The organism is Shimia sp. MIT1388, assembly GCF_047124445.1.
Taxonomy (GTDB): Bacteria; Pseudomonadota; Alphaproteobacteria; order Rhodobacterales; family Rhodobacteraceae; genus Shimia.
Window position 1 is genome coordinate 3,720,757 of sequence record NZ_CP138921.1, and the last position, 16,432, is coordinate 3,737,188.

Below are 16,432 nucleotides of genomic sequence, written 5' to 3' on the forward strand. Positions count from 1 at the left end.
CCACCATTTAGATTAATCGATTGCTTACCCCAATGTCATAGTGATGTTCGTCACATGATGTGGCAGTTTGGGAACATAAGCCTGACCGCTTAACAGGCACAAGAACGCCGGACATCACATGTTTGTGGACTGACCCGGCAAACAGGGACCGTTTGATGACCACACAAGCCAATGAACGCGGGTTGCAGGAACTCCGCTCCGTCCGGGCGCAAAGCCGCGGCCTTTACTGGACCGTTGCTGTGTTCAGTTTCTTCGTAAACTTGCTGATGCTCACCGGCCCGCTCTATATGCTGCAAGTGTATGATCGGGTTCTGGGAAGTGGCTCTCGGGAAACGCTTTTTGCTTTGTCGCTTCTGGTGGTGTTCCTCTACGGGCTGATGGGGCTGATTGATTTTGCCCGCGGCCGGATCATGGCCCGCGTCGGGGCAAGATTTCAGGATGCTTTGGATCAGCGGGTCTTTGATGCGTCCCTGCGCCGAGCGTCACTTGGGAAATCCACCGGCTCGGAAACTGCGCTTCAGGATCTGGAGTCGGTGCAGAGGCTGTTGACCTCACCGGTTTTGACCTCGGTCTTTGATATGCCCTGGGCGCCACTGTTCTTTTTTGGCATTGCCCTGTTCCATCCTTGGTTGGGGCTGTTGGCCATCGTCGGCGGCACCATGCTGATTCTGGCCGCTGTGTTCAACCAACTGGCCACCCGACGCCACAACGAGCGCATGCTGGCCGCCACCCATAACGCCAATCGCATGTCAGCACAGTTGCAATCCGAGGCAGAGCTGGTTTCTGCCCTCGGTATGCGCAACGCGGCTTTTGAACGTTGGAAAACCGTACGCCGCATGTCGCTTCAGGAAACCATGAGCACTGCGGACGTGGGCGGTGGCTTCACGACAACAATCAAGACTTTTCGCTTGTTCCTGCAATCCGCCATGCTGGGACTCGGCGCTTATCTGGTGCTGGAAGGCGAAATCACCCCCGGTGCCATGATTGCCGGTTCTATCTTGTTGGGCCGCGCACTGGCGCCGATCGAGCTGGCTGTGAACCAATGGGCTGTCGTGCAACGCGCGCGCAAAGGTTGGAACAGTCTTGCCGAGCTTTTGGGTACAGTGTCGCCGGTGCAGCCGCGCACTGAATTGCCAGCACCTGCCGCCAAACTGCAACTGCAACAGGTGACCATCGTGCCCCCGGGCGAGTCCCAAGCCACATTGCGGATGATGGCCTTTGACGTAAATCCCGGCGAAGCGATTGGTGTGATCGGCTCGTCCGGTGCAGGCAAATCCACTTTGGCCAAGGCCATCACTGGCGTGTGGCGCCCCGCAGGTGGCAAAATCCGCCTCGATGGGGCCTCGCTGGAGCAATACGATCCGGCCGCACTAGGCCGCTACATCGGCTATTTGCCGCAGCGCGTGGAACTGTTTGACGGCACCATTGCGGAAAACATCGCCCGACTAGAAAAAGACGCGCCAGCAGAGAAAATCATCGCCGCGGCCCAGAAAGCGGATGCACACGAAATGATTCTGAAGCTGCCGGACGGATACGAAACCCAGGTCGCCGCACACGGTGGGCGCCTGTCCGGTGGGCAATTGCAGCGTATTGGTCTTGCACGCGCCATGTATTCCGATCCCGTGATCCTGGTGCTGGATGAGCCGAACTCCAACCTTGACAACGAAGGCTCCATGGCGCTCAACACCGCGATCCGGAACATGAAACGTGAGGGCAAAAGCGTGCTGATCATGGCGCACCGCCCGGCTGCCATTCAGGAATGTGACAAGCTCTTGGTGGTGGAGCAGGGCCAGAAACGCAGTTTTGGCCCCAAAGACGAGGTGCTCAAGGAAGTGCTGCGCAACCACAATGAGGTTCGCAACTCTATCGGACCGGGAGGCGTACAATGAGCACAGAGATAACATGGAGCGCGCGCAAGCCGCTGTGGATCGGTGGCATTGCGCTGGCAACCTTGGTGATTGGCTTTGGGGCCTGGGCCGTGGGCACAGAAATCGCCGGGGCCATCGTTACCTCCGGCCGGGTTGAGGTGGATCGCAACCGTCAGATCGTGCAGCACATCGATGGCGGCGTGGTCACGGACATCAAAGTGGAAGAAGGCGACCGGGTTGAGCCGGGGCAAATCCTGATGCAGCTCGACGAAGCCGAACTCACGCTGGAACTCACCGTGACCGAAGGCCAGCTTTGGGAGCTCATGGCACGGCGTGGGCGGCTTGAAGCGGAACGCGACGAGGCGCAGGACATTGTGTATGACCCCGCCTTGGTGGAGATCGCGGAAACCTCACAAGAGGCCGCTGGCTTGATGACAGGTCAAAGCCGCCTGTTTGCCGCGCGCGCCGACACCCTAAACAAAAACCTCGATCAACTGGCCAAACGTAAAGCGCAAATCCAAAGCCAGATTGTTGGCATTGATGCCCAGAATATCGCGCTCACACAGCAGCTCGACCTTATTAAGGCTGAGCTGACGGATCAGCAGGCGCTGCTCGACAAAGGTCTTGCACAGGCCACCCGGGTTCTGGCCCTGCGCCGCGAAGAGGCCAACCTCGCAGGCCGCGTAGGTGAGTTGCAGGCCAATCGCGCCCAGGCGGAAGGGCGCGTCACTGAAATTGAAATCGAGGCGCTGGCCCTTGCCAGCTCGCGCCGCGAAGAGGCCATCACCACGCTGCGAGATCTGCGCTATCGAGAGTTGGAGCTTTCCGAGCGTCGCCGTCACTTGATTTCCAAAATCGAAAACCTCGACATCCGTGCACCGGTGGCCGGTCTGGTTTACGGTCTACAGGTGTTCGCCTCCCAATCGGTCATTCAGCCGGCGGAGCCGCTGATGTACATCGTGCCTCAGGACCGCCCGCTGGTGGCGGCAGTGCAGGTGCCCACCATCCACGTGGATCAGGTCTATCCAGGTCAATCCGTCACTCTGAAGTTCTCCGCTTTTGATCAACGCACCACGCCTGATCTGGAAGGCAGTGTGGTGCATGTGTCGGCGGATGCCTTTCAGGATGACCAAACCGGTGGGTCTTTTTATAAAGCGGAGATCGAGCTGTTGGACGGCGAAGTGGAAAAACTGCCTGCTGAGGCCTCGCTTGTGCCCGGCATGCCTGTGGATGCGTTTTTCCGCACGCGGGACCGGACCCCTTGGGAGTATCTCACCAAGCCTTTGACCGATTATTTTGTCAGAGCCTTCCGCGAAAGCTGAGCCTGCATTTCGCGCTTTTCAATTCCCATTTCGCGGTCTAGCGTCGGCGCAAACATCGCAAATGGAGAGCACGTGATGAGCACGATCGAAGCACGCCTGAAAGAACTGGGAATTACACTGCCGGACGTGGCTGCCCCTGCGGCCAACTACGTGCCCTACGTGGTTGTGGGCGACATGGTCTATGTTTCCGGTCAAATCTCGATGACCGAAGCTGGTTTCACCACTGGCAAAGTGGGCGCGGACCTGACCACTGAGGAAGGCGTGGCCGCCGCTCGCACTTGCGCCGTGGGCCTTTTGGCCGCCTTGAAAGCGGCCTGTGGCGGCGACATCGACCGTCTGGTGCAGGTGGTCAAGCTGGTGGGCTTTGTGAACTCCACGCCTGACTTCACCGACCAACCAAAGGTCATCAACGGCGCGTCCGATTTCATGGTTGAAGCGCTGGGCGACAAAGGCCGCCATGCCCGGTCTGCGGTCTCTGCTGGCTCCTTGCCGTTTGGCGTGGCCGTGGAAATCGAAGGCATCTTCCAGATCGCCTGACATGCTCGACAAACGGTTCTTTGATGCGCCCATCGCGCATCGGGCCCTGCATGACGTCACTCAAGGCCGCCCGGAAAACAGCCGGGCGGCGATTGAGGCGGCCATCGCGCAGGGTTTTTGCATTGAAATTGACCTGCAACTGTCCGCCGACGGTGTGGCCATGGCCTTCCATGACTACCAGTTGCAGCGCCTGGCCGACGCCAAAGGCGCCATTCGCCAACACACGGCAGCGGCGCTGGGCGCGATTCCGTTGATTGGCGGGGATGAAGGCATCCCTACCTTTGCCGAAGTGCTCGATCTGATCGCAGGCCGCGTGCCGCTGCTGGTGGAGTTTAAGGATCAAGATGGCATCATGGGGCCCAATGTCGGCAAGCTTGAAGCGTCTGCCGTTGCGGCGGTACAGGGTTACGCCGGTCCCTTAGCCTTTATGTCGTTCAACCCATACAGCGTTGCCGCCTTGCGCGACCTCGCTCCAGATGTGCCACGTGGTTTGACCACGGATCCCTTCCACGCCGAGGGTTGGCCGCTCCTGCCGGAAGCGGTCCGCACCCGCCTACGAGCGATCCCGGATTATGACGACGTCGGCGCCTGTTTTATCAGTCATAGTGTTGATGATCTGCAATCGGCCGAAGTTGCACGACTCAAGGCGCGCGGTGCCAATATCCTTTGCTGGACGGTGACTTCGGCCAAGCAGGAGCAAGTGGCGCGCCAGATCGTCGATAACGTCACTTTCGAGGGCTATGTGCCAGAGGGCAGCTAGAATTGGCTGCCCTAAAAGTGATTTGTCTCGCGCCCTACATCGTAGCAGGTACACTACTTACAAGGAGGCGCGCGCATGGACGGTGATCCGATTGAAATCACATTGCATCAGTCGCTGGAGACCGTTTCCGCGGCCGATTGGGACGCCTGCGCTGACCCTACGCCAAATGGCACTGGACGCGCTGAAAACCCCTTTGTCACCCACCGCTTCCTGCGGGCGCTTGAGGAAAGCGGCAGTGTCGGCTCCGGCACCGGCTGGCTGCCCCGCCACTTGACCGCCAAAGCCGGGGGCGAAGTTATCGCCGTCGCGCCGATGTACATCAAACAGCACAGCCAGGGCGAATACGTCTTTGATCACAACTGGGCCCATGCTTACGAACAGGCCGGCGGGCGCTACTATCCAAAGCTGCAAACCGCCGTGCCATTTTCTCCGGTCACAGGCCGCCGCTTGATGACCCGCCCCGGCTGGGAGGCCACCGGGCAATCCGCGCTAGTCCAAGGCATGGTGCAGGTAGGTACCGATAATGGCCTCAGCGGCGCACACATCACCTTTTGCACCGAAGATGAGGCGCAGAACGGCCAAGAGATGGGCCTGCTCTATCGCACCGGGCAACAATTCCACTGGCTGAATGACAATTACGACAGCTTTGACGCCTTCCTCGCGGCGCTCTCCTCCCGCAAACGCAAAAACATCCGCAAAGAGCGCAAACAGGCGCAGGCCTTTGGCGGCACCATCACCTGCCTGACCGGCGACGACATCAAGCCGCACCACTGGGACGCCATCTGGCGTTTCTATCAAGACACCGGCGCACGCAAATGGGGCACGCCCTACCTGACCCGCGCCTTCTTTGACATTCTCCACGAAACGATGCGCGATGACACGCTGTTGATCCTTGCAGAGCGCGACGGAACCCCCGTGGCTGGTGCGATGAACATGATTGGCAGCGACACGCTGTTTGGCCGCTACTGGGGCTGCGTCGAACATCACCCGGCATTGCACTTCGAACTGTGCTATTATCAGGCGATGGGCTGGGCGATTGCGCAGGGGCTTGCCTCGGTCGAGGCAGGCGCACAAGGCGAGCACAAACTGGCGCGCGGCTACCTGCCGGTGACCACCCATTCGCTGCACTGGATCCAAGACCCGGGCTTTCGCGACGCCATAGACCGCTATTTGCAGGAGGAGCGGAAGGCGGTTAGCCAGGACGTCGAAGTGCTCACCAGCTACGGCCCGTTCAAACGCGGCAATGAGGAGGACCACGAATGACCGAAAAACTCAGTCAAGCCGCCCGCGACGCGGTGATGGAGCCGCTGTTGCAAACCGGCTGGACCTATTGCGACGAGCGCGATGCGATCCGCAAATCCTTTGTGTTTGAGAACTTTGTGGAGGCATTTGGCTGGATGACCAAAGCTGCGATTTGGGCGGAGAAATGGAACCACCATCCGGAATGGTCCAACGTTTACAAAACTGTCGACGTGACTCTAACCACCCATGACGTGGGCGGGCTGTCCGCTTTGGACGCCAAACTGGCGCGCAAAATGGATGTGTTGTTTGGTGAGGCCTAAAGCCAAGGCCTGACGCGCTCGCGCAGTACGTCAGGCCTCATTCTAAACTCTTACAGAGCGGCAACCATGGTTTCACCCGCGCTGATCTCGCAGGTGCCAGGCGCCTCTTCGACGTTCAGGATCTTGAATTCACCGTCTTCGATCATCGCCGCATAGCGTTTGGAGCGGTTCACAAAGCCAATCGCTGGCACACTGAAATCCAGCCCCATCGCGGTGGTTAGCTCACCGGTTGGGTCCGCCAGCAGCGTAACGCCAGATTCCGCTGCGTTGTTGGCTTTGTCCCAGGCATCCATCACAAACGGATCGTTCACCGACAGACAAATCACCTCATCCACGCCTTTGTCCTTCAGCGCATCTACATTGCGCATGAAGCTTGGCAAATGCGCGCTGCTGCAGGTGGACGTAAATGCACCCGGCAGGCCAAACAGCACAACCTTGCGCCCCTTGGTCAGGCTTTCCACCGACACCGGCTCTGGCCCTTCTGCGCCCACCTTCATCAGTGTGCCTTCGGGGATTTTGTCTCCGATCGAAATACTCATTTGTGATACTCTCATTGCGTTTCCCTGAACCTGCGATATAGGCTCGCCAGCGGCTTACACAATGGGTTTTGAGGGAGAGTGACGTGACGCACGTTGTTGTGATCGGAGCAGGGCAGGCAGGCGCGGCCTGTGTGGCCAAATTGCGCGCCAAAGGCTTTGAAGGCGAGATCACCCTGATCGGGGCCGAAACCGCCCCGCCGTACCAGCGTCCACCGCTCTCCAAAAAGTACCTGCTGGGGGAAATGGACCTCGAACGCCTCTATCTGCGGCCAGAAAGCTACTACGCGGATCAAAACATCACCCTGCGCCTTGGCACGACTGTTCAGGCCATCATCACAACGGCGCAAACGATCTCCCTGCCTGACGAAACCTTGAGCTATGATCACCTTGTGCTGACCACTGGCGCGTCTCCCATTCGCCTGCCCGCCGCCATCGGCGGCGACCTTGACGGCGTTTACACCGTGCGCAATCTCGCCGACGTGGACGCCATGGCCCCCGAGTTTGTCAAGAACCGCCACGTGCTGATCGTCGGCGGGGGCTACATCGGCCTCGAAGCTGCCGCCGTCGCTGCCGCCAAGGGGCTGAAAGTCACGCTAGTGGAAATGTCCGACCGCATCCTTCAGCGGGTCGCCGCTAAGGAAACCAGCGACTATTTCCGCGCGCTGCACAATTCCCATGGCGTTGAGATCCTCGAAGGCACCGCGCTGGAAGGCCTCGCGGGCGACGGCCGCGTGACCACCGCCAAGCTGTCCGGTGACCGGGAATTGGCCGTGGACTTCGTGATTGTTGGCGTTGGCATCCGCCCTGATACAGTGCTGGCCGAGGCCGCAGGTCTGACACTCGACAACGGCATCGCCACCGACGACCAAGGCCGCACCAGCGCGCCCAACGTCTGGTCCGCAGGCGATTGCGCCTCTTTCCCCTACAAAGGCACCCGCATTCGTCTGGAAAGCGTGCCCAATGCCATTGATCAGGCCGAGGTGGTCGCCGAAAACATCCTCGGTGCGGAGAAAACTTACGTTGCCAAGCCTTGGTTCTGGTCCGATCAATACGACGTCAAACTGCAAATTGCGGGCCTGAACACCGGATTTGATACCATCGTTACCCGCGACAGCGGTGCAGGTGCCACCTCGTTCTGGTACTACCAAGGCGACACACTCTTGGCGGTGGACGCCATGAATGCCCCACGCGACTACATGGTTGGCAAGCGCTTGATCGAAGGCGGGAAATCCCCCGCGCGTGGCATGGTCGCCGACATGAACACCGACATCAAAGACCTGATGCGTCTCTAAGGAGTTCCCATGCGGATCATTGGCGGAGAATGGCGCGGCATCGCGCTTGCGGCGGTGGGCAAAGGCGATCAGGGCAAACACCTGCGCCCCACCACAGACCGGGTGCGCGAAAGCCTGTTCAACGTGCTACAAGGAGGCAAGCTGGGCGATCCGATCTCCGACGCTCGTGTGCTGGATCTCTTCGCAGGCACCGGCGCGCTGGGCTTGGAGGCTGTCTCTCGTGGGGCCACCACCGTGACCTTTGTGGATGACGGTCGCGTGGCTGGCGGCCTGATCCGCGACAATATCCGCAAAACCTGCGGCCCTGAGCGGGCCAAGCTGGTAAAAGTCGACGCCACTCGCCTGCCGCAAAACCCGGATGCGCCTTATGATCTGATCTTTTTGGACCCGCCCTACGGCAAATCCCTGGGGCAAAAGGCGTTGTCTCTGGCGTCCCAAAACGGTTGGATTGCGCCGGACGCCCTGATTGTCTGGGAAGAAAACACCCCCCAAGTGGCGCCTGAAGGATTCACGCAACTGGATCAGCGCAAATATGGCGACACATGGATGACCTTTCTGGAGGTCTCAGCCCCTAACTGAGGGGAGCGAACCCCTCCCTCCAGAGGCTGTCGACTCGACTGGAAAAGCGTTGGTGATCTCGAAGAAACCCATCTCCCCAGTGTGAATTAGAGACAATCGTGCTGACATAATTGAGGCTTTTGTCTCCCCACGTCGTACATGTGGGGTTTGGTAAAATGTTTTAAAATTCAATTCACTAGATGTGGTTTGGCGAAGCCGGAAATTAAAATTGTTGACAGAAATCATGCTGGCTTAAATAGTTCGTCTAGTGACCGAACTAAAGGAAAGCCGCGTGTCTTTTTCAGGAAATGTCTCCCGACAGCTGTCGATGAGCACCATTGTGCAAGCGATCACCAGCTACGCGCCGATCTCTCGCGCGTCGATCGCAAAGATGACCGGCTTGTCCAAACAAACGGTCTCCGAAATCATGGCGCAGCTGGAAGAAGACGGGCTGGTGCAAACTGTCGGGCAGACCGAAGGCCACGTCGGACGGCGCGCGGTTGTCTATGAAATCAATCCGCGTGCGGCACTAGTAGCCACGGTGGATCTCGGTGGCACTAAAGTGCGCGTCGCCATCTGCAATCTGGTGGGCGAAGTGGTGGCCGAAACGGTTGCCCCAACGGTCAAGGACGGGGGCGTTGCGGTCACAACCCAAATTGCCGATCTGATCCGCGAGCTGGCCACAACCCACGCCATTGACCCTCAGACCATCCGCACCGTTGTGGTTGGCGTTCCGGGTGTGCCTCAGCCGGACGGCACCATTGCCTTTGCCCCCAACGTGCCCGGCGTGGACAAAATCCACTTTGCCGACACGCTGTCCGACTCCGTGGGCGTGGAGGTCATTGTTGAGAATGACGTGAACCTCGCAGCCCTCGGCGAACATTGGATGACCAAGCGCGGCGACACCGACGATCTGGTTTATGTCTCCATCGGCACCGGCATTGGTGCGGGGCTGGTGATTGGTGGCAACCTCGTGCGCGGCGCGTCTGGCGCGGCGGGCGAAGTGGGCTATCTGCCGTTTGGGGCTGACCCTTTTGATCCCGAAAGCTTGCGCGTGGGCGCGCTGGAACGTGTGTCTGCCACCCAGGCGCTGATTGTGCACTACCAGGAACAAACCGGCAAAGCGCTTGGCGTGCCAGAGATTTTTGACGCAGCACTGGCTGGGGATGCGGCGGCACAGGCTTGTCTTGAGCGCGCCGCCAAAAACATCGCGCTGGCGATTGGGGCCATCGCCGCAGTGGTCGACCCGTCCTGCATTGTCATCGGCGGCTCAATCGGCGCCCGCAGCGAGTTGGTTGCCCTGATCGAACCCATTCTGCGCAAATGTTTCCCCGGCGCGATCCCGATTGAAAACACCATTCTGGGCAACCACGCCGCCTTGGCCGGGGCCACCTCCATCGCCCTGTCGCGCCTGCATGTGGCGCTGTTCACCGGCGGCCTGAAAGGCGCGGAAATCCAGGTGCCGCCGCCCGCGCTGCAAACGTTTCAGGAGGCCACCACATGATCGATGCGCTGGTGAACACCCTGAAGGACCTGCAAGACCGGGACGCGGACATTGCTCTGCTCAAATCCGCCCTGCGCCACGAAAGCGTGACCGGCAACGAGGCCAACTTTGTCTCCTTCCTGCAGACGCAAATGGCAGACTTGGTCCTTGCGCCGCGCTCTGCGGATTTCCTGCCAGGTCGCCCCAACATCTGGGGCGTGCGCAAAGGCTCTCAGACAGAGCCGGGTCGTAACCTCATGTTCACCGGCCATACCGACACCGTTCACGTACGCGGCTGGGCCGACCATTGGGAAGACGACCCGCGCAACGATCCTTTTGGCGGGGCCATTGTCGATGGCCATGTCTGGGGCAGGGGGGCCTGTGACCTCAAGGGGGGCATCTGCGCCGCACTGGCAGCCCTGCGCCTGCTGGATCGCGCCGGCATCACCCTCGCCAACGACCTGAGCTTTGCCTTCATCGGCGATGAGGAAAGCGGCGAGGTTGGCACCGGCGTCAGCGCAGGTGCCAAAGACCTGACTCACCGCATCCTCTCCGGCACCGTGCCCAAACCTGACTTTGCCGTTTATGTCGAGCCAACCAAGCTGGACGTGTACACCGCTCAAATCGGCTTCTTTATCGCGGATGTGAAAATCACCGGCAAATCCGCCTACTTTGGCACCCCGGACGAGGGTGTCGACGCACTTAAGGCTACCCATAAAATCCTGTCTGCCGTCTGGGCGCACAGCGACGCGCTGCGCAGTCAGCCGCATCACGATCTGGTTGGCCCCTCGGATGTGCTTGTGACCCATCTGTCCGGCGGCGGCTACATTGCAGTGCCCGGCGAGTGCAGCTTCTCAGTCATCCGCAAACTCCGCCCCGGCGAAGATCTGTCCGAAGCCGTGGTTGCCTTTGAAAGCGTGGTGCGTGGGGCCGACATCGATCCGTCCATTGAGATTTCTTTCGACTATCCGGCGGGACGCGACCACCCCAAAGGCGGCTCTCCGGTCGAGATCGACCGCAACCACCCCGCCGCCGCCATGCTGCAATCCAGCCTCAAGGACACCGGCGCAACCGGTGGCGACATCGGCGGCGCGCCTTACTGGTCTGAATCCCCGTTCTGGGTCGATCAACTTGGCTGCCCAACCGTTTACTGCGCGCCCGGCAACATCGCCGTGGCCCATACATTTGAGGAGCGCATCTCCATTGATGCATACCTCGATGCCGTGAGGGCCTACGCCCTCTTCATGACCCGCTTCTGTGGCGTGGTCGAAACCTAGTTATGTTTTTTGTGGGAGGAAAACATGAAATACTTCAACATCGTAGCGGCTGCGTGCCTGTCGGTGGCTTCGGCTGCCGGCGCGGAAACCATTGGGCCAAACGGCGAAGCGGCCACCGCCTCAACCGCTGTACAGGTCAGTGACGATCACATCGCCGCGCTCAAATCCGGCAATCACAGCGCCGCGCTTCTGTGGCACGATCAATCCGATTTTGTGAACGCCGTAACCGCGGGCGCCAGCGATGAGTTCGCACGCCTTGGCATCAAAGTTGTCGCCACCGCCTCTGCCGGTTTTGACGCCGCCAAACAGCGCAGCGACATCGAAACTGCCATGGCCAAGGAGCCCAGCATCATCTTGTCCCTGCCCTTGGACCCAGTGACCTCCGCCGCCGCCTTTGAAGAGGCCAAGGAAAACGGTGTGGCGCTCAGCTTCCTGTCCAACGTGCCATCCGGTTATTCCCATCCGGCAGATTACGCCGCGATTGTGACCGACGATCTGTTCCAGATGGGCAAGCAGGCCGCAGACGCACTGGCCGCATCCATGGGTGGCTCTGGCACCGTCGGCTGGATTTATCACGATGCGGACTACTACGTGACCAACCAGCGTGACAACGCGTTCAAAACCACCATCGAAACCGACTATCCGAACATCGAGATTGTGGCAGAACAAGGCATCAGCGACCCGGCCCGCGCCGAGGAAATTGCCAATGCCATGCTGCTGCGCAATCCGGATCTGGGCGGCATCTTTGTCACCTGGGCGGGCCCTGCCGAAGGCGTCCTGGCCGCGCTGCGCGCCAATGGCAACGACAGCACCAAGATCGTGACGTTGGATCTGTCCGAGCCGATCGCGCTGGACATGGTCAAAGGCGGCAACGTGGTCGCGATTGTGGCGGACGAAGCCTATGAGCTTGGGCGCGCCATGGCCGCCTCCGCCGCGCTTGATCTTCTGGGCGAAGAGGTGCCTGCCTTTGTCGTGGCCCCGGCCATCACCGTGACCGCAGACAACGTGCAAGACGGTTGGCAGAAGTCCCTGCGCGTGGACGCACCGGCCAGCCTGAGCAAGTAATTAAAACGAAAACGCCCAGCAGAAACTGTCGCGTTCTGCTGGGCGGTTGCCCCGTTACCCACAAGGCAAATGTTCGCAGCGTTCGCGCGCTGCCCCAGCGGCATATCAAATTTGTCTGGAGGAAGTAAATAATGAACTGGTTTATCAAACTGGCGGCCACCTCTGCTATTGCAGCCGTCCCGACCTTTACGCTCGCTGAAACCCCAGCCACCGTTGGACCAAACGGCGAAGCGCCAACCCCGGTGTCCGAGTTGGTTCTGTCAGCAGAAGACGAGGCCAAAATCATAGCCGGCGGCCATACCGCCGCGCTTGTTTGGCATGAACTTTATGATTGGTCCAACTCAGTGGCCCGTGGCGCCAAAGATGAGTTTGCCCGCCTTGGTATCGACGTTGTGGCTGAAACGGACGCGGGATTTGACCCAAGCCGTCAGAAATCCGATGTGGAAACCGTCATGGCTCGGGAGCCATCAATCATTGTGTCTCTGCCGATTGATCCACCAACCGCCGCAGGTGTTTACGGCATTGCCCGCGACGCAGGTGTGAAGCTGGTCTTTGTCGACAATGCGGTTAACGGTTTCACCCATGGCGAGGATTACGTCACGGTTGTGTCCGCGGATCTTTTCCAAATTGGCAATAAGGCTGCGGTTGCTTTGGCTGAATCCATGGGCGGCAAAGGTGAAGTCGGATACATGTATCATGATGCGGACTTCCCGGTGACCAACCAACGCGATGGTGCCTTCAAATGGACCATCGAAAACAAATATCCGGACATCAAGATTGTCACCGAAAGTGGCATGACCGATCCCGCCAACGCCGAAGACATCGCGCGAGGCATGTTGTCTCGCAACCCAGAGCTTGATGGCATCTACACCCCTTGGGCTGAGCCGGCACTGGGCGTGTTGTCTGTGTTGCGTCAGCAAGGCAATGCCGAAGCCAAGGTGGTGACCATCGACCTGAACGAGCCTGCGGCACTCGACATGGTTGGGGGCGGCAACATTGCTGCGATTGTCGCGGATGAGGCTTACAACATTGGGGTCTATGCCGCACACGCGGCGGCGGCAGGTCTGCTCGACAAGCCGGTAGATCCCTTTCTTGTTGTAAACGCGCTGACCATTGGCCCCAACAATGTGGCAGATGGCTGGATGCAGTCCCTGCATTCAGAGGCGCCCAAAAGTCTGCGCTAACACTGACTACTCCAAGAGGGGCGTTCGCGCCCCTCATTCCCTACCTCCTCGACTCTGAAAGATCGACATGACCCGCGTCTCTTCTCGACTGCAAGGATTGGATTTCCAACAAGCGGTTGTCTACTTTGGCTTTCTGGCCATCTTCCTGTTTTTTGCAGTGACCCTCTATGACGATGGGTTCCTGACCCAACGCAATCTCACCAACATCGTGCTGCAAACCGCACCCGCCACCATCATGGCTGTGGGCTTGGTCTTTGCGCTCTCCGCTGGCGAAATTGACCTCAGTTTCGGCTCTATTGTGGCTGTCTCCGCGCTCTCTTGTGCGGTCGCCTTGCAAAGCTTCCCCATGCCGGTTGGGGTCTTGGTGGGCTTGGGCGTCGGCGTTGCCATTGGCGCGTTCAACGGCGTCTTGGTGGCTTACCTCAAGCTGCCCTCGTTCCTGGTGACCCTCGCGACCATGGGGCTGTTTGCCGGAATTGCCCGCTCCATGACCAACCTGCGCTCCGTGCCGGTGATGAACGACACGTTCACCGGCCTGTTTGGCTCCGGCAAGTTGTTCTCCGTGCCATCCTTGGTGATCTGGACCTGCCTCGGTGTGGGCATCGGCCATCTGATCTACCGCCACACCCGCTTTGGCGCCCATGTGCTGGCCACGGGAGACAACCCTCGCGCAGCGCAAGTGTCTGGCATCAAAGTGGCCCGTGTGCGGCTGTATGTGATGATGATTTGCGGCGGCTGTGCTGGTCTTGCCGGTCTGCTTTATGCCGGGCGCCTTCAGGCCGCGAAATATACCCTTGGCGAAAGCGACCTGATGACCGTGATCGCCGCCGTGATTGTCGGCGGCACTGCGCTCAACGGCGGCAAAGGCTCCGTTGTTGGTGCCCTTCTGGGATCGCTCTTGATGGGCATGCTCAACAACGGGCTGATCCTGATGAACCTCAAAGTCTCCGACCAAATGATTGTGCGTGGCCTGATCATCCTGATCGCTGTTGCCGTCTCGCTCCGCGACACCTCGCGCTAAGAAAGGACACCTCATGTTCCTGAAAACACTGATTGACCGAAACCCGCGCTTTATCGAGGCCGCCATGGCCTTGCACCAAGCCGGAGAAATCCCGCCCAACTCCTATGTGATCGACCTCGACCAAGTCGAAGCCAACGCGCGGCTGTTTTCCGAAGAAGCCGCCAAATACGGTCTGAAAACCTTTGCCATGACCAAGCAGGTCAGCCGTCACTCCGGCTTCTGCGCCGCCGTAATGCGTGGCGGTATTGATCGCTCTGTCGCGGTTGATATGGACTGCGCGATTGCCTGTCACCGTGCCGGTCTGCACACCGGCCACCTCGGCCATCTGGTGCAAGTGCCTCAACGAGACGCAGACTATGTCGCTGCGCATTTGAAGCCCGACTACTGGACCGTCTTCACCATGGACAAAGCCCGCGAAGCTGCCAAAGCGGCGTCCGAGGCCGGTCGCGTGCAAAACATCCTCGCGCGGATTCAAACCGGAGGCGACACCTTCTATCGCGGCCACGAAGGGGGCTTTGCTGCCGAAGACATTGTGACAATCGCCGACGAGATCGACGCGCTCGACGGCGCGCGCTTTGCCGGTATCACCACCTTCCCGGCTCTTCTGTTTGATCTCGACAGCAACTCGGTGAAACCCACCCAAAACCTCGCCACGCTAAGCAAAGCGCTGAAAGCTTTGGCGGATGCAGGTCGCAGCGACATCGAAGTCAACGCACCCGGCACCAACTCCATGGCGCTCTTGCCAGCACTGGCCGAAGCAGGCGCCACGCAGGTGGAACCTGGCAACGCCTTGCACGGCACCACACCTCTGCATGCTGTGAAGGATCTGCCCGAAGGTCCCGCGGTGTTGTACCTGAGCGAAGTGTCTCACCAACACAAAGACGAAGCCTACTGCTTTGGCGGTGGTCTCTACATTGACCCGGTGTTCCCGGCCTACGACGTGCAGGCGTTGGTCTCCGCCACGCCGACTTCTGCGCCGGACGCGCTCTACAAGGTTGACATCCCTGAGTACAAAGCCATCGACTACTACGGCATGATCAACACCAAAGACCGCCCTGTACCCAACACCGGCGACACCGTGGTGTTTGGTTTCCGAGGCCAAAGCTTTGTCACCCGCGCCAATGCCGTTGGGGTCTCCGGTGTCGCGTCCGGTACACCCAAAGTCACCAGTATCGAAAACATCTTCGGCCAGCCTGTCGACCGCCACGAGGGGTATTCCGCATGAGTGACCAAGAAGTACTTTCCCTCACCAACATCCACAAAGCCTTTGGTGGAGTGGTGGCCATTGAAGACTTTTCCCTGAACCTGAAAGCGGGGGAAGTGGTTGCGCTGGTGGGCGACAACGGCGCAGGGAAATCGACCCTGATCAAGATAATCTCGGGTGTCTACACCCCCACCTCGGGTGAAATCCTGCTGGATGGCGAGGCGGCGGACATCCGCGACGCCTCCGCTGCCCGCGCCAATGGCATCGAGGTGGTTTATCAGGACCTTGCGCTGGCGGATCAGCAACCGGTCTACATGAACATGTTTTTGGGGCGTGAGCTGACCAAAGGTCCGCTGAAGCTGCTGGACAAATCCCGCATGCGCCAAGAAACGCAGGAACTCGTGGACGAACTCGACGTGCGCATCCCTTCTGCCAGCTCCACCATCAGCGACCTTTCCGGCGGCCAACGCCAAGGCATCGCCATTGCTCGCGCTACCCATTGGGCGAGCAAGCTGGTGCTGCTGGATGAACCTACTGCGGCGCTTGGCGTGGCGGAAACCGCGCGGGTGGAGGCGCTGATCGAACAGCTCAGGGCCAAAGACCTCGCCATCCTGATCATCAGCCACAGTCTGGATCAGGTGTTCCGCCTGTCAGACCGCATCTGCGTGTTGCGGCGCGGCAAGCAAATTGGCGTGCGCGACACCAAATCGACCGACAAGAACGAGATAGTTTCAATGATCACGGGCGTCGCGTAAAGCGG

At 59.7% G+C, this 16,432-nt stretch carries 16 protein-coding genes; 15 read left to right on the forward strand and 1 reads right to left on the reverse strand.

Annotation, left to right across the window (positions count from 1 at the left end; genetic code table 11):
• The first annotated feature begins 155 nt into the window (after positions 1-155).
• The 6 genes from SIB92_RS18255 to SIB92_RS18280 all read left to right on the forward strand — a co-directional run bounded on the left by SIB92_RS18255 (position 156) and on the right by SIB92_RS18280 (position 6,049).
• The gene (locus SIB92_RS18255) at positions 156-1,889 is read left to right on the forward strand and encodes a type I secretion system permease/ATPase (RefSeq protein ID WP_412553382.1); all 1,734 of its coding nucleotides are present in this window, start codon (positions 156-158) and stop codon (positions 1,887-1,889) included.
• Positions 1,886-3,190: an HlyD family type I secretion periplasmic adaptor subunit gene (locus tag SIB92_RS18260; RefSeq protein WP_412553383.1), complete on the forward strand. Its 1,305-nt coding sequence runs from the start codon at positions 1,886-1,888 to the stop codon at positions 3,188-3,190. Before SIB92_RS18255 ends, SIB92_RS18260 begins: the two co-directional genes overlap by 4 nt.
• A 75-nt stretch (positions 3,191-3,265) precedes the next feature.
• Positions 3,266-3,727 carry a RidA family protein gene (locus SIB92_RS18265; protein ID WP_412553384.1) on the forward strand — a complete coding sequence of 154 codons (462 nt, stop codon included), beginning with the start codon at positions 3,266-3,268 and terminating at the stop codon, positions 3,725-3,727.
• Between the two features lies 1 nt (position 3,728).
• On the forward strand, positions 3,729-4,487 hold the full coding sequence (locus SIB92_RS18270) for a glycerophosphodiester phosphodiesterase family protein (RefSeq protein WP_412553385.1): 759 nt from the start codon (positions 3,729-3,731) through the stop codon (positions 4,485-4,487).
• Positions 4,488-4,562: 75 nt separating this feature from the next.
• The gene (locus SIB92_RS18275) at positions 4,563-5,750 is read left to right on the forward strand and encodes a GNAT family N-acetyltransferase (protein WP_412553386.1); all 1,188 of its coding nucleotides are present in this window, start codon (positions 4,563-4,565) and stop codon (positions 5,748-5,750) included.
• Positions 5,747-6,049: a 4a-hydroxytetrahydrobiopterin dehydratase gene (locus SIB92_RS18280; protein WP_412553387.1), complete on the forward strand. Its 303-nt coding sequence runs from the start codon at positions 5,747-5,749 to the stop codon at positions 6,047-6,049. The genes SIB92_RS18275 and SIB92_RS18280 overlap by 4 nt, the downstream gene beginning before the upstream one ends.
• 50 nt (positions 6,050-6,099) lie before the next feature.
• On the opposite strand, the gene SIB92_RS18285 is transcribed toward SIB92_RS18280, so the two are convergent.
• Complete coding sequence (locus SIB92_RS18285) at positions 6,100-6,588, reverse strand: peroxiredoxin (RefSeq protein WP_412553388.1); 489 nt, start codon at positions 6,586-6,588, stop codon at positions 6,100-6,102.
• Between the two features lie 83 nt (positions 6,589-6,671).
• Between SIB92_RS18285 and SIB92_RS18290 the strand changes: the two genes are divergently transcribed.
• The 9 genes from SIB92_RS18290 to SIB92_RS18330 all read left to right on the forward strand — a co-directional run bounded on the left by SIB92_RS18290 (position 6,672) and on the right by SIB92_RS18330 (position 16,427).
• Positions 6,672-7,880 carry an NAD(P)/FAD-dependent oxidoreductase gene (locus SIB92_RS18290; protein WP_412553389.1) on the forward strand — a complete coding sequence of 403 codons (1,209 nt, stop codon included), beginning with the start codon at positions 6,672-6,674 and terminating at the stop codon, positions 7,878-7,880.
• Positions 7,881-7,889: 9 nt separating this feature from the next.
• Positions 7,890-8,459 (forward strand): 16S rRNA (guanine(966)-N(2))-methyltransferase RsmD, encoded by a 570-nt coding sequence (gene rsmD / locus SIB92_RS18295; protein WP_412553390.1) that lies wholly within the window; start codon positions 7,890-7,892, stop codon positions 8,457-8,459.
• A 247-nt stretch (positions 8,460-8,706) separates the two neighbouring features.
• Positions 8,707-9,942 carry an ROK family protein gene (locus SIB92_RS18300; protein WP_412553391.1) on the forward strand — a complete coding sequence of 412 codons (1,236 nt, stop codon included), beginning with the start codon at positions 8,707-8,709 and terminating at the stop codon, positions 9,940-9,942.
• Positions 9,939-11,198 carry a M20 family metallopeptidase gene (locus SIB92_RS18305; protein ID WP_412553392.1) on the forward strand — a complete coding sequence of 420 codons (1,260 nt, stop codon included), beginning with the start codon at positions 9,939-9,941 and terminating at the stop codon, positions 11,196-11,198. The genes SIB92_RS18300 and SIB92_RS18305 overlap by 4 nt, the downstream gene beginning before the upstream one ends.
• A gap of 24 nt (positions 11,199-11,222) precedes the next feature.
• Positions 11,223-12,263, forward strand: coding sequence for a substrate-binding domain-containing protein (locus tag SIB92_RS18310; protein ID WP_412553393.1), 1,041 nt, complete (start codon positions 11,223-11,225; stop codon positions 12,261-12,263).
• Positions 12,264-12,394: 131 nt separating this feature from the next.
• Positions 12,395-13,447 carry a substrate-binding domain-containing protein gene (locus SIB92_RS18315; RefSeq protein ID WP_412553394.1) on the forward strand — a complete coding sequence of 351 codons (1,053 nt, stop codon included), beginning with the start codon at positions 12,395-12,397 and terminating at the stop codon, positions 13,445-13,447.
• A 67-nt stretch (positions 13,448-13,514) separates the two neighbouring features.
• Entirely contained in the window at positions 13,515-14,468 is a 954-nt protein-coding gene (locus SIB92_RS18320; protein WP_412551614.1) for an ABC transporter permease, read from the forward strand.
• A gap of 13 nt (positions 14,469-14,481) precedes the next feature.
• Positions 14,482-15,693, forward strand: a complete 1,212-nt coding sequence (locus SIB92_RS18325; RefSeq protein ID WP_412553395.1) for an alanine racemase — start codon at positions 14,482-14,484, stop codon at positions 15,691-15,693.
• Positions 15,690-16,427, forward strand: a complete 738-nt coding sequence (locus tag SIB92_RS18330; RefSeq protein ID WP_412553396.1) for an ATP-binding cassette domain-containing protein — start codon at positions 15,690-15,692, stop codon at positions 16,425-16,427. The genes SIB92_RS18325 and SIB92_RS18330 overlap by 4 nt, the downstream gene beginning before the upstream one ends.
• Positions 16,428-16,432 lie beyond the last annotated feature (5 nt).

Bases quoted from the DNA above. Each gene is read 5' to 3' on its own strand.
- SIB92_RS18265 (WP_412553384.1), top strand. From the start codon at position 3,266: ATGAGCACGATCGAAGCACGCCTGAAAGAACTGGGAATTACACTGCCG.
- SIB92_RS18310 (WP_412553393.1), top strand. From the start codon at position 11,223: ATGAAATACTTCAACATCGTAGCGGCTGCGTGCCTGTCGGTGGCTTCG.
- SIB92_RS18285 (WP_412553388.1), bottom strand. From the start codon at position 6,588: ATGAGTATTTCGATCGGAGACAAAATCCCCGAAGGCACACTGATGAAG.
- SIB92_RS18260 (WP_412553383.1), top strand. From the start codon at position 1,886: ATGAGCACAGAGATAACATGGAGCGCGCGCAAGCCGCTGTGGATCGGT.
- SIB92_RS18325 (WP_412553395.1), top strand. From the start codon at position 14,482: ATGTTCCTGAAAACACTGATTGACCGAAACCCGCGCTTTATCGAGGCC.
- SIB92_RS18320 (WP_412551614.1), top strand. From the start codon at position 13,515: ATGACCCGCGTCTCTTCTCGACTGCAAGGATTGGATTTCCAACAAGCG.
- SIB92_RS18280 (WP_412553387.1), top strand. From the start codon at position 5,747: ATGACCGAAAAACTCAGTCAAGCCGCCCGCGACGCGGTGATGGAGCCG.
- SIB92_RS18330 (WP_412553396.1), top strand. From the start codon at position 15,690: ATGAGTGACCAAGAAGTACTTTCCCTCACCAACATCCACAAAGCCTTT.
- SIB92_RS18270 (WP_412553385.1), top strand. From the start codon at position 3,729: ATGCTCGACAAACGGTTCTTTGATGCGCCCATCGCGCATCGGGCCCTG.
- SIB92_RS18275 (WP_412553386.1), top strand. From the start codon at position 4,563: ATGGACGGTGATCCGATTGAAATCACATTGCATCAGTCGCTGGAGACC.
- rsmD (WP_412553390.1), top strand. From the start codon at position 7,890: ATGCGGATCATTGGCGGAGAATGGCGCGGCATCGCGCTTGCGGCGGTG.
- SIB92_RS18305 (WP_412553392.1), top strand. From the start codon at position 9,939: ATGATCGATGCGCTGGTGAACACCCTGAAGGACCTGCAAGACCGGGAC.
- SIB92_RS18255 (WP_412553382.1), top strand. From the start codon at position 156: ATGACCACACAAGCCAATGAACGCGGGTTGCAGGAACTCCGCTCCGTC.
- SIB92_RS18315 (WP_412553394.1), top strand. From the start codon at position 12,395: ATGAACTGGTTTATCAAACTGGCGGCCACCTCTGCTATTGCAGCCGTC.